General features: G+C 69.5%; 20 protein-coding genes. 7 read left to right on the forward strand and 13 right to left on the reverse strand.

Features of this window, described 5'->3' with window-relative positions; genetic code table 11:
* Positions 1-58: 58 nt before the first annotated feature.
* The 3 genes from B1729_RS06530 to B1729_RS06540 all read right to left on the reverse strand — a co-directional run bounded on the left by B1729_RS06530 (position 59) and on the right by B1729_RS06540 (position 3502).
* Positions 59-1051 (reverse strand): TetR family transcriptional regulator, encoded by a 993-nt coding sequence (locus tag B1729_RS06530; RefSeq protein WP_163631415.1) that lies wholly within the window; start codon positions 1049-1051, stop codon positions 59-61.
* 215 nt (positions 1052-1266) lie between these two features.
* Positions 1267-2376, reverse strand: coding sequence for a winged helix DNA-binding domain-containing protein (locus B1729_RS06535; protein ID WP_163617355.1), 1110 nt, complete (start codon positions 2374-2376; stop codon positions 1267-1269).
* Positions 2377-2380: 4 nt separating this feature from the next.
* On the reverse strand, positions 2381-3502 hold the full coding sequence (locus B1729_RS06540) for an epoxide hydrolase family protein (RefSeq protein WP_163617356.1): 1122 nt from the start codon (positions 3500-3502) through the stop codon (positions 2381-2383).
* A gap of 60 nt (positions 3503-3562) precedes the next feature.
* Here B1729_RS06540 and B1729_RS06545 point away from each other — a divergent pair, with 60 nt between their 5' ends.
* The 3 genes from B1729_RS06545 (at position 3563) to lipA (ending at position 6356) form a co-directional block, all read left to right on the forward strand.
* A complete protein-coding gene (locus B1729_RS06545; RefSeq protein WP_163631417.1) occupies positions 3563-4546 on the forward strand; it encodes a YafY family protein in 984 nt (327 codons plus the stop codon).
* 119 nt (positions 4547-4665) lie between these two features.
* Positions 4666-5304 (forward strand): lipoyl(octanoyl) transferase LipB, encoded by a 639-nt coding sequence (gene lipB, locus B1729_RS06550; protein WP_163617358.1) that lies wholly within the window; start codon positions 4666-4668, stop codon positions 5302-5304.
* Positions 5301-6356, forward strand: coding sequence for a lipoyl synthase (gene lipA / locus B1729_RS06555; RefSeq protein ID WP_239525771.1), 1056 nt, complete (start codon positions 5301-5303; stop codon positions 6354-6356). The genes lipB and lipA overlap by 4 nt, the downstream gene beginning before the upstream one ends.
* A 92-nt stretch (positions 6357-6448) precedes the next feature.
* On the opposite strand, the gene B1729_RS06560 is transcribed toward lipA, so the two are convergent.
* From B1729_RS06560 to smc, 4 genes are all read right to left on the reverse strand, one after another.
* The gene (locus B1729_RS06560) at positions 6449-6949 is read right to left on the reverse strand and encodes a DUF2004 domain-containing protein (protein ID WP_163617359.1); all 501 of its coding nucleotides are present in this window, start codon (positions 6947-6949) and stop codon (positions 6449-6451) included.
* Positions 6950-7030: 81 nt separating this feature from the next.
* On the reverse strand, positions 7031-7903 hold the full coding sequence (gene ftsY / locus B1729_RS06565) for a signal recognition particle-docking protein FtsY (RefSeq protein WP_163617360.1): 873 nt from the start codon (positions 7901-7903) through the stop codon (positions 7031-7033).
* Positions 7904-7928: 25 nt separating this feature from the next.
* Positions 7929-8630, reverse strand: coding sequence for a hypothetical protein (locus B1729_RS06570; RefSeq protein ID WP_163617361.1), 702 nt, complete (start codon positions 8628-8630; stop codon positions 7929-7931).
* A gap of 58 nt (positions 8631-8688) precedes the next feature.
* The gene (smc, locus tag B1729_RS06575; protein WP_163631419.1) at positions 8689-12261 is read right to left on the reverse strand and encodes a chromosome segregation protein SMC; all 3573 of its coding nucleotides are present in this window, start codon (positions 12259-12261) and stop codon (positions 8689-8691) included.
* A 539-nt stretch (positions 12262-12800) separates the two neighbouring features.
* On the opposite strand from smc, the gene B1729_RS06580 reads away from it, so the two are divergent.
* The 3 genes from B1729_RS06580 (at position 12801) to B1729_RS06590 (ending at position 15314) form a co-directional block, all read left to right on the forward strand.
* Positions 12801-13055 carry a hypothetical protein gene (locus tag B1729_RS06580; RefSeq protein ID WP_163617363.1) on the forward strand — a complete coding sequence of 85 codons (255 nt, stop codon included), beginning with the start codon at positions 12801-12803 and terminating at the stop codon, positions 13053-13055.
* Between the two features lie 83 nt (positions 13056-13138).
* The gene (locus tag B1729_RS06585) at positions 13139-14221 is read left to right on the forward strand and encodes a GNAT family N-acetyltransferase (RefSeq protein WP_163617364.1); all 1083 of its coding nucleotides are present in this window, start codon (positions 13139-13141) and stop codon (positions 14219-14221) included.
* Complete coding sequence (locus B1729_RS06590; protein ID WP_163631421.1) at positions 14214-15314, forward strand: GNAT family N-acetyltransferase; 1101 nt, start codon at positions 14214-14216, stop codon at positions 15312-15314. The genes B1729_RS06585 and B1729_RS06590 overlap by 8 nt, the downstream gene beginning before the upstream one ends.
* A gap of 24 nt (positions 15315-15338) precedes the next feature.
* Here B1729_RS06590 and mutM read toward each other — a convergent pair whose 3' ends face one another.
* Genes mutM through B1729_RS06620 form a run of 6 tightly spaced genes read right to left on the reverse strand, consistent with a single transcriptional unit; the run spans position 15339 to position 20516 of the window.
* Positions 15339-16280 carry a bifunctional DNA-formamidopyrimidine glycosylase/DNA-(apurinic or apyrimidinic site) lyase gene (gene mutM / locus B1729_RS06595; protein ID WP_163631422.1) on the reverse strand — a complete coding sequence of 314 codons (942 nt, stop codon included), beginning with the start codon at positions 16278-16280 and terminating at the stop codon, positions 15339-15341.
* Positions 16273-16974, reverse strand: a complete 702-nt coding sequence (gene rnc / locus B1729_RS06600; RefSeq protein WP_163617367.1) for a ribonuclease III — start codon at positions 16972-16974, stop codon at positions 16273-16275. The genes mutM and rnc overlap by 8 nt, the downstream gene beginning before the upstream one ends.
* A 15-nt stretch (positions 16975-16989) precedes the next feature.
* Entirely contained in the window at positions 16990-17199 is a 210-nt protein-coding gene (gene rpmF / locus B1729_RS06605; protein WP_163617368.1) for a 50S ribosomal protein L32, read from the reverse strand.
* Between the two features lie 34 nt (positions 17200-17233).
* Positions 17234-17770: a DUF177 domain-containing protein gene (locus tag B1729_RS06610; RefSeq protein ID WP_163617540.1), complete on the reverse strand. Its 537-nt coding sequence runs from the start codon at positions 17768-17770 to the stop codon at positions 17234-17236.
* A 41-nt stretch (positions 17771-17811) separates the two neighbouring features.
* Positions 17812-18309, reverse strand: coding sequence for a pantetheine-phosphate adenylyltransferase (gene coaD, locus B1729_RS06615; protein WP_163617369.1), 498 nt, complete (start codon positions 18307-18309; stop codon positions 17812-17814).
* 44 nt (positions 18310-18353) lie between these two features.
* Positions 18354-20516, reverse strand: coding sequence for an ATP-dependent DNA helicase RecG (locus B1729_RS06620; RefSeq protein WP_163631424.1), 2163 nt, complete (start codon positions 20514-20516; stop codon positions 18354-18356).
* A gap of 115 nt (positions 20517-20631) precedes the next feature.
* Between B1729_RS06620 and B1729_RS06625 the strand changes: the two genes are divergently transcribed.
* Positions 20632-21210 carry a 1-acyl-sn-glycerol-3-phosphate acyltransferase gene (locus B1729_RS06625; protein WP_163617371.1) on the forward strand — a complete coding sequence of 193 codons (579 nt, stop codon included), beginning with the start codon at positions 20632-20634 and terminating at the stop codon, positions 21208-21210.
* The last annotated feature ends 27 nt before the right edge of the window (positions 21211-21237 follow it).

The following is a 21237-nucleotide window of genomic DNA, read 5'->3' on the forward strand; positions in this document are numbered from 1 at the left end:
GATCCCCCGATTCTACGCGAGCGGATGCCGCGTCCCGGCGCCCGCCGCCGCGGGCGATTCAGCTCTCGGGTCCGAGCTCCTGGAACAGGGTCAGCTGCAGACCCGCAGGACCCCGCAGACGCGCGTTGCGGGAGCGCCAGGGTGTGACGCGGGCGGATGCCTGCACCTCGGCGCCGCGGTGCGCCAGGCGCTCGGCGGCGGCAGCGCTGTCGTCCACCTCGAGCGCGAGCCGGATCCGGTCGCTCGGGGCGTCGCCGTCGGTCTCGACGCGGTCGATGAACGCGACCTGCGCCGGGTTCGACAGCTCCAGGGTCGCGCGCCCGGCGTCGAGGATCGCCACGCGGGCACCGCCCTCGGCCTCGTACGCCTCGACCTGCGGCATCCCGACGACGTCGCGGTAGAACCGGAGGGCGCCCTCGAAGTCGGGCGCCTCGACGACCACGCGCAGCTGTCGCACCTCCCCGGCACGCGCAGGTCCGACGGCCTCGGCGGCGTCCGCCGCACGAGCCAGGAAGCGCTCGAGCGAGGTGCGACCGGCACCGTCGTGGGCCCACGCCTCGACGGCGGCGAGCACCGCCCCGCCCCACGCGGCGCCGCCGACCTCGGCGTGCACGCGATCCGACCCGGCGCGGACGAACCGCGTCGAGACCGCCCTCGCCACGCGCGCCCGGCGGAGGGCGGCGTCGCGCTCGTACTCGGCCTCGAGTCCCATCGCCTTCGCGTTGACGATGCCCAGCGCGAGGCTGTCGGGCGCGAAGCCCTCCGCGACGGCGAGGGTCGCCGCACGGACGTCGGCGACGGCAGCCGTCTCCCCGTCCGAGCTCAGGTGCCGCTCGAATGCGGCGAGCCGCTCGTCGAGACCCGCCCACAGCACATCGGACTTGGAGGAGAAGTAGTTGAAGAAGCTCGACCGGCTGACGCCGGCGCGGCTGGTGATGTCGGCGATCGAGGTCTGCTCGTAGCCCTGCTCGAGGAACAGCTCGCACGCCGCTTCGGCGATGGTTTCGCGCGACGACGCCTTCGGTCGCCCCGCGCGCGGCTCGGTGGACATGAAGCCACCTTATGACCGGTGGTCCATCCGGCATCGGCGCTGTCTGCTGCGCAGCGTGCGTCGCGCCGCCGCCGCCGACAGTTGTGTTGGGGCGAGGTGACCGCACAAGTCCGTTCGGGGATCGCTACACAACCGACCGTCCCGCCACATCCTGGCCCACCTTCACAGGCAATTGCTTCGGACGCACGGCTGGGGTCGGGTCACCGGTCGAGTCTTCACGGGAACAGGTCCGTGACGAGGTCGACGTGACGGGATGCGGATTGTGGATGAGTGAAGGCGAGCAGGCGTCGACCTTCGTCGATCAGCTCGCCGGCAACTGCTTCGGACACGGGCGCGTAGGTTCGGATCTTCAGAGTGGACGTATCGCCGCTCTGTGTGATGGTCCAATCGGCTGCGGTGAAGCCGTCAATGAGCACGACGGAGGGCACGGGTCCATGTGGGCGGAAGGAGTGCCTGTGGAAGTCGTCTGTGATGACTCTGCTGCGGTCGGCGTACGAGAGCAGGAGGTTGTCGAAGTCATACAGGAAGCGCGGCGGCGCGGGCGCGTCGGGCCGCGGTCCGTCAGGCAGGTCGAAGAGTTCCTGCCCCTCCTCGCCGCGGAAGGTGAGCAGCTGCGACCTCAACGGGTCGACGACTTCACGTAGACGGGTCAACCCTGACCATCGCTGCATGTCGGCGATCGTGGCGGGCCCGAAGGCGGCGAGGTAGCGCAGCACCAGGTCCTGCATCGTCGGTGCGGGTGCCGAGAGAGGACCCACCCAGTCGTCCGCAGTGGTGTGCGCGATCGGTCCGCTGCGACCCCATACTCCGCGAGGAGGGACTTGCACCAACGGGACCAGATTGCGGATCGCGTAGGCGAGCGTGGCGGGCGGAACGTCGAAACCCTGGGCATGCAGACGCTCGCCCAGCTCTTTGGCCGTCATCGGCCGCTCCGCGAGCAGATCCCGTCCGGCAGCGGTCAGCACCTTCATGTCGACTCCATGGATCGGGCGTCCGTGCGTGGCGTTGGCATACAGATCTCGATCGAGGACGGGTTGCACCACGGCCCGCAGTGCGCCGGCGTCTGCGGCGGTGACCAGATGGATCGTGGACCGCATCAGTGCGATGCGCACCAGACTCCGGTCGATGAGCAGTTCGGCTGCGTCGTCCGCCTGAAAGTCGGTGAGTCGGCTCCATAGACCGATGTACCAGCTGTGGGGCGTCTGGGCCTGCAGTCCCACCAGGTGCTCCACCGCGTCAATTACCGACATGTCGGATCTCTGCATCAGCAGCTGCCGAGCCAGCGTGGCGCGGTTGAGCGCCCGCTGGCTCAGCACCTTCACCATGAGGTCAGCCCCGCAGTCCGTCGAAGAACTGCCGCAGGTCTCCGACCAGCAGGTCGGGGGCCTGATGCGCCGGGTAGTGCCCGCCTCGGTCGAACTCGTTCCACGAGGTGATGCTGGCATGGTCGCGTTCTGCGAACTGGCGGATGCCGGAGAAGTCTCCCGCGAACGAGGCCACGGCCATCGGAGCCGTCGTGGGTCCCTGCGGCTTTTCCTCATCGGGGGTATGCCGATCTTCCCAGTAGAGCCGCATCGACGAAGCCGTGGTTCCGGTCAGCCAATACAGGGCCACGTTGGTGAGCACGAAGTCCGGATCGACCGCATCGCCGAACAACTGGTAGCTCCATGCGAGTTGCCCGGTCGGGGAATCAGCGAGAGCGTGAGCGAGGTTCTGCGGCTGGGTCGCCTGCAGTTCGTTGTAAGCCAGCTTGTCGGCGCTGAAACTCTGCAGAGTCCGCAGCTGGGCCAGGTCAGCTTCGGTCATGCCGGCGAACTCAGCGGGGTCACCAGAGGGAAAGGAATAGACCTGGTCGACATGCACGCCGGCCACATGCGCGCCGTCATGGCGTCCGACTTCGGGCGTGACGAGCGCGCCGGCGTCGTTGCCGTGCGCGCCGTACCGGGTGTAACCCAATCCCGCCATCAGCTCCGCCCACGCTCGTGCCGTGCGATAACGATTCCAGCCTGGTTCCGTCGTGGGACCGGAGAAAGCGAATCCGGGCAGCGACGGGATGACGACGTGGAATGCCTGTGCGGGATCGCCGCCGTGGGCGCGCGGATCGGTCAGCGGGCCGATGACGTCGAGGAATTCCACGAACGAGCCGGGCCAACCATGAGTGAGGATCAGCGGGAAGGCTCCCGCCTCGGGAGACCGCACGTGCAGGAAATGGATGTTCTGTCCGTCGATCGTGGTCGTGAATTGCGGGATCTCATTGAGTCGCTGCTCGACGAGGCGCCAGTCGAAATCTTCGCGCCAGCGGAGCACCAGATCGCGCACCGGATCGACTCGCACGCCGTAGTCGCCGGCATCCGGGGACAGTTCGCCGGCGAAGCGGGTGCGCGCGAGACGGTCAGCAAGATCGTCGAGATCCGTCTGGGGGACATCGATGCGAAACGGTGTGATGTTCATGAGGCAACGCTAGAGCGCAATCAGGCACACCTCGTTCCTGATCAAAGAGAGAATCGAAGAATGTTGGAAACATCTGCACGACTGCTCAGGATGCTGTCGCTGCTCCAAGCTCGTCGCGATTGGACCGGTCCCCAGCTCGCGCAGCGACTTGACGTGAGTGAACGCACCGTGCGCAATGACGTGGAGCGGCTGCGCACCATCGGCTACCCCATCGACGCCACTCGCGGCGCCGCGGGCGGCTACCGTCTGGGGGTCGGCGGGCAGCTCCCCCCGCTGCTCCTCGATGACGACGAGGCTGTTGCGATCGTGCTCGGCCTGCGCGCGGCCACTGGACTGGACGGTGTCGAGGAAACCTCGTTGCGAGCACTGACAAAACTCGAGCAGGTGCTTCCGCACCGGTTACGTCGCCGGGTTGCGGCACTGAACGCGTATGCCGTGACCGTACCCACCGACGACCCCTACCCGGTGGTGGATGCCGAGCTTCTCAGCACGATCGCCGCGTGCTGTCGGGACACTGAACGACTGCGCTTCGACTATGAATCGCACCCAGGTCACGGATCACGACGCGACGTCGAACCCCACCGGCTCATCAACTGGGGCCGCCGGTGGTACCTGCTCGCATGGGATCTCGACCGCCAGGACTGGCGCACCTTCCGCATAGACCGGATCACACCGCGAGTGCCGACCGGCCCGCGTTTCGTCCCTCGTCCGCCGCCGGAAGACGTCGGTGCCTACGTCTCCGCGAGAGCCTCAGCAGCCGCCTGGCGGTATCACACGACCGTCGTGGTCCATGCCCCAGCCCCCGTCATCGCCGAACGTATTCCGCCGGCGGCAGGAACAGTCGAGGCACGCGATGAGCGCACGTGCCTCTTCCGCACGGGAGCGGACTCACTCGACACCATCGCCGTGCACCTGAGCCTGCTCGACGTGGGATTCGAGGTCACCGAGCCACCCGAACTCGTGGACAAGGTCCGTGAACTCGCCCACCGCTACGCCCAGGCCGTCGCACCGAGCGCTTCCCACCCCGACGACAGAGTGTCCTGAATCACTCACCTTCCTGTCCGAACAGCCATCAGAAGAAGGGGGAACATGTCCAGGAGAATCCGGATGTATTGTTGGACGCAGTTCATCAATCGCCACGAGCGATCGAGTGAAGGAGTGCGATGCTCGACATCCAAACCGTCGGTCTGTCCCCCGACTACGTGCCGTATCTCGACGGGTGGGCGCTCCAGCGCAGCATCCACGCCGAGGTCGTGGCGGACGCCCGGCCCGACACGCTGCTGCTGCTCGAGCACGAGGCCGTCTACACCGCGGGCGCGCGCACGGCGCGGCACGAGCGTCCGACAGACGGCACGCCCGTCGTGGATGTCGACCGCGGCGGCAAGATCACGTGGCACGGGCCCGGGCAGCTCGTCGGATACCCGATCGTGCGGCTCGCCGAGCCGGTGGACGTCGTCGCGCACGTGCGACGCATCGAGCACCTCCTCATAGAGGCGCTGCGCGAGTTCGACATCGCGGGCTACCGGGTCGAGGGTCGCAGCGGCGTCTGGGTGCGGCGCCCCCTCGGCGAAGACAAGGTGGCGGCGATCGGCGTGCGGGTGCAGCGCGGCGTGACGATGCACGGCTTCGCGCTCAACTGCGACAACTCCCTCGCCGGCTTCCGCGGCATCATCCCGTGCGGCATCTCGGATGCCGGAGTCACGACGATCAGCGAAGTCGCCGGCGCCGAGATCGGCCCGAGCGACGTGATCGACACGGTGAGCCGCGTGTTCGCCGCCGACTTCGCGGGGGTGCCGGCATGAGTGCGTGCGGCAGTGCTCCTGGCGGGGCTGCAGGCGCTCCGGGCACGGCGGGTGCCGCTGCCTCGGGCCCGGAGGGGCGCAAGCTCCTGCGCCTCGAGGTGCGCAACGCGCAGACGCCCATCGAGCGCAAGCCGGAATGGATCAAGACCAAGGCGAAGATGGGCCCGGAGTACCAGGCGCTGCACTCGCTGGTGAAGAGCGAAGAGCTGCACACGGTCTGCCAGGAGGCCGGCTGCCCCAACATCTACGAGTGCTGGGAGGACCGCGAGGCGACCTTCCTCATCGGCGGCTCGCAGTGCACGCGCCGGTGCGACTTCTGCCAGATCGACACCGGCAAGCCGGCGGACTACGACATCGACGAGCCGCGCCGTGTCGCCGAGAGTGTGGTGCGCATGAACCTGCGCTACGCCACCGTGACGGGGGTCGCACGCGACGATCTGCCGGATGGCGGCGCATGGCTCCACGCCGAGACGGTGCGGCAGATCCACGCGATGAACCCGAACACGGGCGTAGAGATCCTCGCGACCGACTTCAACGGCGACCCGGCGCTCCTGCGCGAGGTGTTCGAGAGCCGCCCCGAGGTCTTCGCGCACAACGTCGAGACGGTGCCGCGCATCTTCAAGCGCATCCGGCCCGCCTTCCGCTACGAGCGGTCGCTCGACGTCTTGACCCAGGCCCGCGATGCCGGCCTCATCACCAAGTCGAACCTCATCCTCGGCATGGGCGAAGAGCCCGAGGAGGTCGTGCAGGCGCTCGAAGACCTCCACGCCGCCGGCACCGACATCATCACGATCACCCAGTATCTGCGGCCGTCGCCCCGGCATCTTCCCGTCGCACGTTGGGTCAAGCCGCAGGAGTTCGTCGAGTTCAAAGACGAGGCCGAGCGAATCGGATTCCTCGGAGTGCTCGCGGGGCCACTGGTGCGCTCGTCGTATCGGGCGGGGCGCCTGTGGGCGCAGTCGATGCTCTCGAAGGGCCGCGAGATTCCGCCGCACCTGGCGCACATCGCCGAGGACGTGCACGTCGAACGCGGATTCGCGCAGGCGGTCTGACAGAGAGAGGCCCGACCGCCGGCATCCGACCCCCTCACTCAGAGAGGTGAGACGACACCGGACGGCTCAGCGGAGCAGCAGCATCGAGCGGGTCAGTCTGCGCTCGTGACCGACAGCACCGCGCCGGCGGAATCCAGGTTGACCAGCAGCACGTCGTCGGTGGCGTCCGGATCGAGCGCGTACTCCAGCACGGCGAACGGGTCGGAGCCGCCGTGCTCGTCGGCGAGGATCGTCATGCTCATGAGCTGCAGCGAGCGGATCACGTCGATCTGGATGTCGCCCGAGATGTCGACGAGCGCGTCTTCAAGGGCCTCTCCCAGCGCCTCCTGCTGCTGCAGGATGTACTCGGTGACTTCGCTGGTGCGATCGTTCAGCTCGTTCACCATGGCGTTGCGGGCACTCCCGTCGATGTCTTCGATCGACGAGATGAGGGCCGCGGCGACGTCGAGGGCAGCCTCCGACACATCGTCCTGATCGGGCGCGGTCAGATCGACCGTGACGGACTGGTCGCCCAGGTCGACGTTCTCCGACCAGAAGATCGATCCGTCAGGCCCCGATTCGAGGAGTCCGAAGTAGTCGTGCTCGATCGCCATGTCCCAATGAAACAGCAACCAGCGCGTCCGCGATAGCCCGGACACGGCATGGCGCGGATTCGGTCTGCCGCGACGGCGGATTCAGTCGACGAGGGATGCCGCGAAGACGTGCGGAGTGAAGCCGGTGAGGTCGCCGATGCCCTCGCCCTGGCCCAGCAGCTTCACCGGAATCCCGGTGCGCTCCTGTACGGCGAGCACGAATCCGCCCTTCGCCGAGCCGTCCAGCTTCGTCAGCACGAGGCCGGTCACACCCGCGTGCTCGAGGAACGCCTGCGCCTGCATGACGCCGTTCTGACCGGTCGTCGCGTCGAGCACCAGCAGCACCTCGCTGATCGGCGCCTGCTTCTCGATGACGCGGCGGATCTTGCTGAGCTCGTCCATCAGCCCGCCCTTGGTGTGCAGGCGTCCCGCCGTGTCGATCAGCACGATCTCGGTGCCGGTGCTCTTCGCGTACTCGACGGTCTGGAAGGCCACCGATGCCGGATCCTGCCCCTCCTGCTGCGGCCGGACGATCGTCGCCCCGCCCCGCTCGGCCCAGGTCGCGAGCTGGTCGACGGCCGCCGCGCGGAAGGTGTCGGCCGCGCCGACCACCACGGACCGCCCGTAGCGCTGCAGGAACTTCGCGAACTTGCCGATCGTCGTGGTCTTGCCGACGCCGTTGACCCCGACGACGAGCACGACGGCCGGCCGCTCGGTGAGGCGGAGGGTGGTGTCGAACTTCGCGAAGTGCTCCTCGAGCGTCTCCTTCAGCATCCGCTGCAGATCGCGTGGGTCGGTCGTGCGGTAGCGCTCGACCTTCTCGCGCAGCTCGTCGACGATGCGTTCGGTGATGTCGGGGCCGAAGTCCGCCGTCAGCAGCGCGGTCTCGAGGTCTTCCCAGGTGGTCTCGTCGATCGTGGGCTTGACGAACATGCCGCGCAGCGCACGGCCCAGCGACCAGGAGCTCTCTGCCATTCCTCCAGCCTAGGGCCGCCGCCGATCAGTCCGACGCGGGTGCGATCGCGATCCCGACGTACTCGTTGAGGAGGGCGGTCACCTCGGTGCCGACGTCGTGCCCCGCGGGGCACTCCACATTGACGACGAGCGACGTGCCCAGCGCGCCGAACGTTCGTCCGAACTCGCTCCAGCCGGCCTCGCTGCCGCCACCGCCGCCGCTGCCGCCGACCAGGCGGATGTCGACCGTGCCCTCCTGCGTCGTCTGCGCCACGTAGTCGTCCGACGCGTTCGCCGTCACATCCGCGGCCGTCACGCCCGGGATCTGCGTGCTGAGCACCGCGGCGAGCATGTTGTCGGTGCTGGCGCGGTCGTCCGCCCCGAGCTCCAGGTCGGTGATCGCGCCCTGATAGAACGCGATCGTGCACTGCGTCTGCCCATCGAGGTACGCCCAGCTGCCGTTGCCGTCGTCGGGTGAAGACACCGCGAAGCGTTCGTCTGCGGCCATCAGCCGGTCGTCCCAGCCCACCCGCCAGGATCCCGGGTCCAGCTCTGCGCCCGCCTCGAAGGTGATGTCGGTGGGAGGCATGGCCGCGTCCTCGCCGGCCTCCGGCGTCGCGGTCGCCTCGGCTGACGCCGACCCCGTGGGCTCGGGCGTCGCGCGCCGGGCACCGGACACGTCCGGAGTGCACGCGGTCAACAGGAATGCCGCGAGAACCAGGCCCGCCGCCCGCGCTGAGGTGTGCATACGGGAACGCTACTCCGCCGCTGCTGCGGCGGTTGCCATGGCCGAGTGGCCGAGTCCGTCAGGAGGCCACACGCTCCACGATGCGCTGACCCACGACGGCCGAGACGCCGTCCTGGCGCATCGACACCCCGTAGAGCGCGTCGGCGATCTCCATGGTGCGCTTCTGGTGCGTGATGACGATGAGCTGGCTCGAGGCGCGCAGCTGCTCGAAGACGCCGAGCAGACGACCGAGGTTCGCGTCGTCGAGCGCCGCCTCGACCTCGTCGAGGATGTAGAAAGGGCTCGGCCGCGCCTTGAAGATGGCGGTGAGCAGCGCCACCGCTGCGAGCGAACGCTCGCCGCCCGAGAGCAGGGACAGCCGCTCGATCTTCTTGCCGACCGGGCGCACGGCGACCTCGATCCCCGTCGTGAGTGGTGAGTCGGGGTCGGTCAACGCGATCGATCCCGTTCCTCCCGGGAACAGGATCGGGAACACCTCGCCGAACGCGACCTTCGTGTCTTCGAACGCGGCGAGGAAGATCGACTGCATCCGTTCGTCGAGCTCCTCGATGATCGTGAGCAGGTCCTTGCGGGTCTGGGTGAGGTCGGCGAGCTGCTCGGTCATGAACTTGTGACGCTGCTCGAGGGCTTCGAACTCCTCCAGTGCGAGGGGATTCACCCGCCCCAGCTGGGTGAGCTTGCGCTCCGCCTCCTGAAGTCGCCTGCGCTGCTGTGCACGGTCGAAGGGAACGGTGCGCACCGCGACGTCGTCTCCGTCGTCATCGGCATCGGCTGCCACGTCCGGCTGCGCGGGATCGGCGTCTGCGGCGACAGGAACAGGCTGATCGCGTCCATATTCCGAAATCAGAATGTCTTCGTCGAGCCCGAGCTCGGACTGCACGCGTTCGAGCAGACCACCCACGTGCAGGCGCTTCTCGTGGATCTGCAGCTCCAGGCTGTGGACGCTCTCGGTGAGGCCTGCCAGGCGCTCGCGCAGCGCGCTCTCCTGGGTGCGGAGCTGCCCGAGTTCGGTGGTCACAGCCGTGCGCTCGGACTCCGCGGCGGCGAGCTCCGCCCGCGCCTGCGCCAGCGAGCGGTCGACGGAGTCGATGACGGCGGGCAGCTGCCCCGCGACGCCGGCGGCGATCTCGCGCTGCGCACGGCGCACGACTGCCCGTCGCGCCGCCTCCGCGGCGGCCTCGCGTTCGCGTTCGCGCTGCCGTTCGAGTGCGACGACACGCGCCTCTCCGGCACGGATGCGCTCGCGCAGGGTCTCGACGTCCAGCCGCGCGCGCATCTCGGCGTCACGCGCCGCTTCGAGCTCGGCGAGCATGCCCTCGCGCGCCGACGCGTCGAGGATCGGCCGCGGGGCTTCGAGGGCCGCGGTCAGCTGGTCCTCAGCCGAGCGAGCCGAGTCCTCGGCCTCTTCGACCGCCGCGGCGGCCTGGGCAACGCCGGCGGCGAGCCGGTCGCACTCGGCGACAGCGGCCTCGTGGCGGACAGTCGCGCGATTGACCTGCTCGGCATGGGCGGCGAGGGCCGCATCGTGCTCTCGGAGGGTGGCGAGCGTCGTCCTGGTGCGCTGACGCGCGGACTCGAGCTCGCGGGTCGCGTCGCCGAGCGCCTCCCGCAGCGATTCCGCCACGACGGTGATCTCGTCGCGGCGTTCGGCTGCGGCATCCCGTTCCGCGGCGAGCTCCAGCCGGGAGCGGGACGAGCCGGCACCGGCGCGGAGCGAGTACTCCGTGTAGACCTCTCCGCGTCGGGTCACCAGGGTCAGCGGGCCGCCGAGTTCGGCGTCCGCCAGGGCGGGACCGGCTTCGCGCGCGACCTCGAGGTCGTCGACGACCACGACGTACGAGAGCAGCCCGAGCACACCCTCGGGTGCGGTCACCACCTCACCTGCGGGGACGACGCCGCGCAGCTCGGGGAACGCGGGCCGCATCGTGCCCGCCTCCGCGATGACGATGTCGACCATGCCCGCCTCGGCATCGCGTGCCGCCTCCGCCACCGCGAATGCGCTCGCGCGGTCCTCCACGAGCACGCCTTCCGCGATCGGGCCCAGCACGGCTGCGATCGCCGCCTCGAACCCCGACTTCACCTGCACCGCGTCGCCGACGAGACCGCGCACGCCATCGCGACCCTGCGCGATGAGCGCAGAGGCGCCGTTCTTCACATCCAGCGCCCTGCTCAGCGCGGCCGTCTGCGCCGTCAGCGCCTCACGCTCCCGCTCCGCCGCATGCAGACGCTCGCGCAGCGCCGACACCGCGGCCTCCGCCTCGGCGGCGTCGCGCTGCGCGCGCTCATACGCGGCGGCGTGATCGGCCGTTGACGCATCGGGCACGACGTCGGGGTCGACCCCGGCGAGGACCTCCTCGGCCTCCGCGCGGCGTGCGAGCGCGGCATCCAGCGCCTTCTGCTGCCGCTCGACGGCCGTGCGGACGGCGGCGAGAGCAGATGCCGCGGCCTCGGCGGTCCCCCGCAGGGCCGTGATGCGCATGTCGTGCTCCGAGACGAGCGCGCTCTGCGCGGCGATGTCGACATCGAGGGCGTCGAGCTCGGCGCGGGCCCGCACGACATCGCGGGCGGCCGCCGCGGCAGCGTCCTGCGAGGCCCCCATTCCGTCCGAGACGTCGTCGATCTCGGCACGCGCCTCGTCGATCATCGCCTGCGACACGGTGGTGAACTCGATCCGCTCCTCGTCCTCGGCGTCGCCGAGCAGCGCCAGTCGCTGGCCTGCGAGCGCGTAGAGGCCACGGAGGCGCTCCTGAACGCGCTCCAGCCCGAAGGCGATGCGACGGGCGCGGTCCACGTTCTCCGAGCGCTGGTCGTTCTCGAGCTGCTCGATGCGGACCCGGGAGTTGTCGAGTCGGTCCTGCAGCACCATCCGTTCGGCGTGACGCTCCTGCTCGCTCTGCGCGTGCGATGCGAGCTCGGCCCGGAGCCCCGAGATCTCGTCGGCGAACAGCCGGGCCTTCGCGTCGCGCACCACGGCCGCGATGGTCGCGGCCTCCCGGGCGATCTGAGCCTGCCGCCCGAGCGGCTTCAGCTGCCGGCGCAGCTCGCCGGCGAGATCGCTCAGGCGCGTGAGGTTTGCTTCCATCGCGTCGAGCTTGCGGAGCGTCTTCTCCTTGCGCCGCCGGTGCTTGAGGATGCCGGCGGCCTCTTCGATGAAGCCCCGACGGTCCTCCGGAGTCGCCTGCAGCACGCTGTCGAGTCGCCCTTGACCGACGATCACGTGCATCTCGCGGCCGAGCCCGGAGTCGCTCAACAGCTCTTGGACGTCGAGCAGCCGGCAGGAGTCGCCGTTGATCGCGTACTCGCTCGAGCCGTTGCGGAAGAGCGTGCGGCTGATCGTGACCTCGGCGTACTCGATGGGCAGCGCGCCGTCGCTGTTGTCGATCGTCAGCTGCACCTCCGCACGGCCGAGCGGGCCGCGCGTCGCCGTGCCGGCGAAGATGACGTCCTCCATCTTCCCGCCGCGGAGGGTCTTGGCACCCTGTTCGCCCATCACCCAGGCGAGGGCGTCGACCACGTTCGACTTGCCCGAGCCGTTCGGGCCGACGATGCAGGTCACGCCCGGCTCGAGCGCGAACGTCGTCGGCTGGGCGAACGACTTGAACCCTTTGAGCGTCAGGCTCTTCAGGTGCATGGATTCGCCCCCGCCCCGGTCGATTACCCGCCTACGCTACCCGAGCGAAGCGGTCGCGCCCGGTAGACCGGCCGCAGGACGAGCCGTCTGCGTATCTGTCGTCCGCGGCCCGGCGCCGTTCGAACCCCCAGCGCGTGCCGGGCCGCGACACGCGATACGTTCGCCGAATCTGGGAGAAAGCTTGACGCGGGTATTCCGGAGGCGGTAGCGTCACTCTTCGCGTCTGAAGTCGAGAAAGGAGGTCCCCCGATGATGCTGATGAACCCCACTGGAATCGCCGCCCGTGATGGCGGAGCGATTCGTGCCGTCGCGTCGGGGACCTACTCCTTCGGCGCTGTGCTGAGCGGCCGCTTCCCCGCCGCCATCTGACCCCCGCAGGGGACGAGTCTGCCCGCTTCCGGGCGCTGCTCGTCTACTGCGCTGGCTCCGCTTCGCGGCGCTGAGCGCGCACCCCCTGCCTTCGTTCCGTCGTGCTGCGGCATGACATCTCCGCCTCCGGCGCCCGCCGAGGCATCCTTTCACAATCGGAAAGAGCAATCATGAACACTCTCCTTGCGCCGCAGCGCCGATCGGGCCTTCCCGATACGCTGCGGCTCCCGAGCCGCGACACCCGCATCCCGCTCCTGGACCGCCTCGCCCTCCATGTGGGCCTGCGTCTCCTGCTGTGGAGCACCCGCGCACCGCGACTCGCGGACGACCGCCGCCGGCACGCTCACGCGTTCCAGCACCAGGAGGCCACCGCGCAGCGTGAACGCGCCTACCTCCGCGAGGCCAGCCTCGCGCCCCGGCCGTGACGGCCACCGGGTCCGCCGCCCGCACCCGGGCGGCGGACCCCACCCCCTCGCAACACGCATCGACATCGCAAGGACGCATCGACATGACCACCATCACCGGGCTCGAACTCCGACCCCTCGTCGTTCCCGCTTCGATCGACGCACCGGACGCCGCCGACTTCGTCGAGATGGTCAGGGTGCGCAACATCATCTACCGCGAGATCTCCGGTCACGACGACCATCGGATCACCGCGGACGAACTGCTCCCCCACTACCGCCCGACCGAGTACCAGACCCGGCTGTCGTGGGTGATCGTGGACAACGGGCGGTGCATCGGCCGCGTCGGCGTCGACATCCCCCAGGAGGCGGGTTCGAAGGAGGCCTTCTGGCTGATCGAGCTGCTGCGCGATTCCTGGGGTCGCGGCATCGGCTCGGCGGCGTACGAGCTCGTCGAGCAGACCGCGCGTGCCCACGGCCGCACCGTGCTGCAGTCCTGGGCGGAGCATCCTGCCACTGCCGGCCCGCGGCTGGCTCCGCCGACCGGCTTCGGACAGATCCCCCACGACCACATCGCCCGGTTCTACCTGCGCCACGGCTACGCGCTGGAACAGGTCGAGCGCAACAGCGCGTTCGACCTGACAGGCTCGTTCGCCGAGGTGGAGCGACTGCTGGCCGAGGCGCAGACAGCCTCACCCGGTTACCGCTTGGTGCAGTGGTTCGCCCCCACCCCTGAGGAGTACGTGGCCGGATACGCCTGGATGAAGTCGCGGATGTCGACCGACGCGCCCTCGGCAGCCCTCGAGTTCGCCGAAGAGGCGTGGGACGCCGCGCGCATCGCCGAGCACGACGCGCGCTACACGTCGTCCGGTCGCACGATCCAGGTGACCGCTGCGCAGCACATCGAGACCGGTGAGCTGTGCGCGTTCAACGAGCTCGTGATCGGCAAGGACCGCACCGAGCCGTCCCACCAGGAGGACACGCTCGTGCTCAAGGAGCACCGGGGCCACAAGCTCGGCACGCTCGTCAAGTGCGCCGGACTCCTGTCCTGGCGCGACGTGGCGCCCGCATCCGCGCGCGTCATCACCTACAACGCAGAGGAGAACCGGCCGATGCTGGACATCAATGAGGCGATCGGCTTCGCGCCGATCGCGTACGTGGGGGCCTGGAAGAAGGTGCTCGATGACTGATTTCGCCGTCACCGCGGTCGTGACCGTCCAGCGGATCGCCGTTCCCGCAGCGGTGGATGCGCCGGACGCCCGCATCTTCCTCGAGATGGTGCGGATCGCCAACGCGGTCTGCCTCGAAGATGCGGGTCACGACTATCTGAACGAGGATGCCGACGAGGTCCTCGGCTTCTGGCAGGACCAGACCGACTGGACCCAGCTCGGCTTCGCCGCGCTGCGCGGCGACGCGGTGCTCGGCGCCGTGAAGCTGATGGTCTCGAACCAGGCCGATACCAGCACCGTGGAGTTCGATCTCATGGTCGACCCGCCGCATCGCAGCCAGGGCGTCGAGGAGCTGCTGCTCGCCGAAGTCGAGCGTGAGGCGCGTGAACGAGGACTCGCCACCATCCAGACCTGGACGCTACACCGGCCCCAGACGGAGGGCCCGCGCCTGGAGCCGCCGACCGGATGGGGCTCGATCCCCGCCGACGATCCGCAGACGCGATTCCAGCTGGCGAGCGGCTTCACGCTCGAGCAGGTGGAGCGCAACAGCGTCTTCGACCTCACCGGCGACTTCGGCACCGTCGAGCGCATGCTCGCCGAGGCGGTGGCGACCGCCGGTGAGGACTACCGCTCGATCCAGTGGACGTCGCCGACGCCGCCCGAGTACCTCGATGGGTTCGCGTACGCGATCTCGCGCATGTCGACAGATGCGCCCGCCGGCGGTCTGGTCATCGACGAGCAGCATTGGGATGCCGCACGCGTCCAGCGTCGCGACGCCCGGCTGAAGGCGCAGGGCCTCACCGTCTCGGTAGCCGTCGTGCTGCACGTGCCGACGGGCCGGATCGCGGCGTACAACGAACTCGCCATCGCGGAGGACCGCTCCGGCGCGACCCAGCAGTTCGGCACGCTGGTCGTGAAGGAGCACCGCGGGCATCGCCTCGGAACCATCGTGAAGTGCGCGAACCTGCTGCGCTGGCGCGACCTGGTTCCCGAGTCGCCGCGGGTCTCGACCTTCAACGCCGAGGAGAACCGCCACATGCTCGACATCAATGAAGCCATCGGCTTCGTGCCCGCCTCATACGCGGGTGCGTGGAAGAAGGTGCTCGAGCTCTGATCTCGCCGACGAACGGCGCGCGCTTCAGACGCCGTCACGGGGTCCGGGCACCGAGCGCGGCATCCGCTGGCAGTGCGCGCAGAAGTGACTCGAGCGATTCGTGAACGACACGCGCACGATCGGACGGCCGCATCGGGGACACGGTTCCCCGGTGCGGCCGTACGCGTTGAGCGAGTGGGCGAAGTAGCCTGCCTGGCCGTTCACGTTGACGTACTGCGCGTCGAAGCTCGTGCCGCCCTCGGCCAGCGCCTTGTCGAGCACGTGCCGCACCTCGCCCAGCAGGCGGTTCACCGCGCGCGTCGACAGGACCCGTGCCGGCGTCTCCGGGTGGATGCGCGCAGCCCACAGGGACTCGTCGGCGTAGATGTTGCCGACACCGCTGACGATCGTCTGGTCGAGCAGCACCCGTTTGATCGCCGAGTCCTTGCGCCGGAGGATGAGTCGGACGGCGGAATCCGAGAATGCGGGATCCAGCGGATCCCGAGCGATGTGGGCGACCTGTGCCGGGACGGATGCCTCGGCCCACCCCCGTCCGCCGGGTGCGCCGTCAGCGGTCGGGATCAGGTCGTCGATCGCCAGCGATCCGAACGTCCGCTGGTCCGCGAACACGACGGACAGCTCCCCGTGCAGCGGGTGCGCCAGGTCGATGCGAACGCGCTCGTGCCGCTCGGCAGCCGCCCCCGGGGCTCGCAGCAGCATCTGGCCGCTCATTCCCAGGTGGCCCACGACGGCATCGGAGGCCGTGCCGCCGCCGGCGTCGGGATGCAGCGGCAGCCACAGGAACTTGCCGCGCCGGGCGGCGGAGAGCAGGACCCGCCCGGTGAGCCGAGCCTCGAAGTCCGTCGCGTCGCCGGAGTGCCGCGTCAGCGCTCGCTCGTCGAGCACCGTGACGCCGAGCACCAGGGCGCCGCTGACCGCGGGCGCGAGGCCTGCGCGCACGACCTCGACCTCGGGAAGCTCAGGCACGCCCGCTGAGGTCGCGCCACGCGGTGAGCGCGGCGGCCATCTCGGCGTGCTTCTTGCTCGTCCCCGCACCCTCGGCGATGAGGTCGCCGACGGTGACGGCCGCCGTGAAGCGACGATCGTGGTCGGGTCCGGTCGAGGTCACCGCGTACATCGGGGGCTGCAAGCCGCTGTGCGCGGCGAGCTCCTGCAGCGCGGTCTTCGGATCCATCGCCGCGCCGTAGCGCTCGGGATCTGCGAGCAGCGGCTCGACGAGCCGCAGCACCAGGCCGGTGGCGGCATCCGTGCCGGCTGACAGGTAGGCGGCCCCGAAGATCGCCTCCATCGTGTCGGCGAGGATCGAGTCCTTGTCGCGACCGCCGGTGAGGATCTCGCCCCGGCCGAGCAGGAGGTGCTCCCCCAGGCCGATGCCGCGGGCGATCTCGGCGAGGGCGACGGTGGAGACGACACCGGCACGTCGCTTAGCGAGTGCGCCCTCTTCGAGGTCGGGGTGTCCGGTGAACAGTCGCACCGTCACGGCGAGACCCAGCACCGAGTCGCCGAGGAACTCGAGACGCTCGTTGTTCGGCCCCTGCCCGTGCTCGTACGCCCACGACCGATGCGTGAGCGCCAGCGACAGAAGCTCGGGGTCGATGACGACTCCGAGCTTCTGTGTGAGGTCAGCGTGCGCGATGCTCTCGGCAGCGACGTCTGTCACGTCAGTGCGCGATGATCAGACGTCGGCGACCTTGCGGCCCTTGTACTCGAGGAACAGCTCAGTGCCCTGCGAGTCGGTGACGACCTTCGCCTGGTGAGGACGGCTGTAGACCTTCTTGCCGTTCTCGATCGTGGTCGTCAGCGTGATGGGCGCCGCCTTCCACTGGGCGCGACGCGAACGAGTGTTGGAGCGGGAGACCTTCCGCTTCGGGGGGTTACCTGCCATGACTTGCTCTCTTCTGTGTTCTCGACGCCGGGAATCAACCGCGGGGGCGCGGTGCTTCGTCGTCGTGGTCTGTGGTGTAGTCCTGGAGCGCGGCCCAACGTGGATCGAGGGGCTCGCTCAGCTGCGATCCGGCGCTATCGGCCAGTCGCTCGCCCGTGACCGGATCGAGGCCGGGGCAATCCGGCTGGCACACCGGCTGAAACGGAAGCGACAGGACGACCGCTTCCCTGACCAGAGTTTCAAGATCCACGTGATCGTCTTGAACCTCGAAGTCAGCTTCTTCCTCCCCAGGATACGCGAAAAGCTCCTGAAACTCGACTTGGAGCCCCTCGGTGATGTCGGTGAGGCACCGGCTGCAGACGCCGGAGTACTCGGTGTCGATGTCGCCGGAGGCGAGAATGCCCTCGTGCACGGACTCGAGCCGCACCTCGACGACGACCGGCTCCCCCTCGGGGATGGATACCAGGCCCTCTCCCCACTTCGCGGGTGCCGGGACCTCGATGGTGTGCTCGCGCATCTCGCCGGAGCGGTGGATGATGTCGCGGATCGGAAGGACGAACGGACCCGTCACATGCTTTCTGGCCACGACTCCAGCCTAGCCGCGGTTCCTGGTCAGATGCCCCGCGCGCCGGTGTCGAGGAACCGCGCCACCGCCGACGGCACGTACGGCGAGACGTCGCCGCCGAGCGCGGCGACCTGACGCACCAGCGAGCTCGACACGAGCGCGTGCGCGGGGTCGGGCAGGAGGAACACCGTCTCGACGTGCGCGAGGTGGCGGTTCACGATCGCCATCGGCGTCTCGTACGCCACGTCGATCTGCGAGCGGATGCCCTTCACCAGGACGCTCGCCCCGACATCCGTCGCGTAGTCGACCAGCAGGCCCATGCTCCACGAGGCCACGACGACCTCGCCGTCGATGTCGCTCTCGGCGATGGACTGCTCGAGGAGCGCCTGACGCTGCGCGATCGGCAGCATGGCCTCTTTGCCGGGGTTGTGCACGACGAGCACGTGGAGCTCGTCGTAAAGCGACGCGGCGCGGCGGATCACGTCGAGATGACCGAGCGTCGGCGGATCGAACGAACCAGGGACGACGGCGATCCGGCTGCTCATGCCGACCAGCCTACTGGGCGCCTCGAGGTCGAATCCGCCGCGCGTCAGTTCTTCGCGAGGGCCGCGCGCTCGGCCATTCCGACGTTGCGTTCGAGCGCGGCGGACAGACCAGGATGCCGCTGCAGCGCGGGGTCGTCGGCCAGCACCTGCTCGGCCGCGATCCGCGCCTCGGCGATGATGTCGGCATCCTTCACCACCCGCAGGAGGCGCAGCGACGACCGCGCGCCGGACTGCGCGTCGCCCAGGACGTCGCCCTCCCCTCGCAGCTCGAGATCGACCTCGGCCAGCGCGAAGCCGTTCAGAGTCGAAGCGACGGCTTCGACGCGATCGCGCGCCGGGGTGCCGCGGGGCGCCTCGGTGACCAGCAGGCAGAGGCCCGGGATGCCGCCGCGACCGACGCGACCGCGCAGCTGATGAAGCTGCGACACGCCGAACCGGTCGGCCTCGAGGATCGCCATCGTCGACGCGTTCGGCACGTCCACGCCGACCTCGACCACTGTCGTCGCCACGAGCACGTCGATGTCACCGCGGGCGAACGCCTGCATCACGGCATCCTTCTCGTCAGAGGGCATCTTGCCGTGCAGCATCTCGACACGGATGTCGGAGAACGACGAATGCCGCGACAGCAGGTCTGCGACCTGTACGACTCCCCAGCGCGTGCGGGCGGTCTCACCGCCGACGTCTCCGGGCGGCTCGTCGGCGGTGTCGTCCTTGGTGAGCGCCTCGGCGTCGATGGCGGCGCAGACCACGAACGCCTGGCGCCCCTGGCCGACCTCCTCGGCGATGCGCTCCCACACCCGCCCGAACCAGCCGGGATGCTCGGCCAGCGGAGCGACGAACGTCTCGATGCCCGCGCGCCCGGCCGGCATCGTGCGGATGGTCGAGACGTCCAGGTCGCCGAAGACCGTCATCGCCACGGTGCGTGGAATGGGCGTCGCGGTCAGCACCAGCGCATGCGGCGACGAGCCCTTCGCGCGCAGCGACTCACGCTGCTCGACGCCGAAGCGGTGCTGCTCGTCGACCACGACCAGACCGAGATCGGCGAACGTCGTGCTCTCGCTGAGGAGGGCATGGGTGCCGACGACGATGCGCGCCTGGCCGGATGCGGCGCGCAGCGCGGCCTTGCGCCGCTCTGCCGCGGGCAGCTGCCCGGTGAGCAGGGTGGGCATCAGCTCGGGGGCGAGCTGCGGGCCCAGCATCCGGGCGATGGAGCGCACGTGCTGCCCCGCCAGCACCTCTGTCGGGGCGATGAGCGCCGACTGGCCGCCGGACTCGGCGACCTGCAGCATCGCGCGCAGAGCGACGAGCGTCTTGCCCGAGCCGACCTCACCCTGCACCAGGCGGTTCATCGGCCAGTCGCCCTGGAGATCGCGGGCCACGTCATCGCCGACACTGACCTGGTCGGGCGTGCGGGGGAACGGCAATGCTGCGTCGAACCGCTCCAGCAGCGCCCCGGGAGCCCGGCGTGTCGCAGACAGCGCCCGGACGAACTGTCGCTGCTGCAGGAGTGCGACCTGCAGGACGAAGGCCTCCTGCATGCGCAGCGTCGCGCGCGCCGGCTCGATCTCCTCCAGGGCCTTCGGCCGGTGGATGCGCTCGATCGCCGTGCGGGCGTCGAGCAGCCCGTGCCGCGCGCGAAGCTCGTCGGTGAGCGGGTCCGGGACATCGCCGAGCCCATCGAGCACGAGGTCGACGATCTTCTGCAGCTGCCAGCTGGCGATCGTGCTCGTCGCCGGGTAGATGGGGATGGGCAGGTTCACGTTCGCCTCGGCCTGAAGGCGGGCCTGCTCCTCGTCGTCGAACAGCTCGTAGTCGGGGTGGGCGAGCTGCTTCGCGCCGCGATACTCCCCCACCTTTCCGGCGAAGATGCCGCGCCGGCCAGGCTTGAGGTCCTTGACGCGCCAGGCCTGGTTGAAGAACGTCAGCGACAGCTCGCCGTTGCCGTCGCTGATCACCACCTCGAGCAGCGACCCGTTCCGGTTCTTCATGCGCCGTTCGCTCGCCCGCCGGACCTCGGCCACGATCGTCACCGGCTCGCCCACCGGAAGCGAGGAGATCTGCGTCAGCTCGCCTCGACGCGCGTACCGGCGGGGATAGTGCGCCATCAGGTCGCCGACCGTCGTCATGCCGAAGGCACGCTCGAGCGCCGCCGCCGTCTTGCCGCCGACCGCGCCGCCGAGGCTCGAGTCGAGGGTGAAGGACGCCATGAGTCGAGTCTAGGATCCGCCGCCGACGACCGTCGGCGAACCCACAGCGCGCAGGTCGGGGAGCCACGGCGGCCACTGTCGGCCGAAGCACAGCGGGAAATCGTATGGTTGCGGGATGCTCCGACGACTCCTCTCCCGTGTCTACTGGGCCTGCAGTCGCTGGACGCTGTCCACCGAACCGGCCCCGGATCGCCCCACCGTCCTGCTGGGCGCGCCGCACACCTCGAACTGGGACTTCGTGCTCATGCTCGGCATCGCGTGGCGGCTGCGCATGCCGGTGCGCTGGCTCGGCAAGGCGAGTCTGTTCCGCGGCTGGAAGGGACCGATCATGCGCGGCCTCGGCGGCATCCCCGTCGACCGCGCCGACCCCTCCCGCGTCGTCGGCGACGTCGTCGCACGGATCCACGCGGGCGAGGTGTTCGGCCTCGTCGTCACCCCCGAGGGCACACGCGGCTCCAGCTCCTACTGGAAGTCCGGCTTCTATCGCATCGCCCGCGCGGCGGGGCTGCCGGTCACGCTCGGCTACGTGGACCGCACCACGATGACGACGGGTCTCGGCCCCACGATCGAGCTCACCGGGGACGTCGGCGCCGACATGGATGTCATCCGCGCGTTCTACGCCGACAAGTCCGGCCTCCACCCGGAGCTGCGCACCGAACCGCGCCTGCGCGAAGAGGACGCCGCGATCGCGTGAGCGCCGCTCCGAGCGGACTCGCCTCGA

It is taken from the genome of Microbacterium sp. B35-04 (assembly GCF_010634885.1).
Taxonomy (GTDB): domain Bacteria; phylum Actinomycetota; class Actinomycetes; order Actinomycetales; family Microbacteriaceae; genus Microbacterium.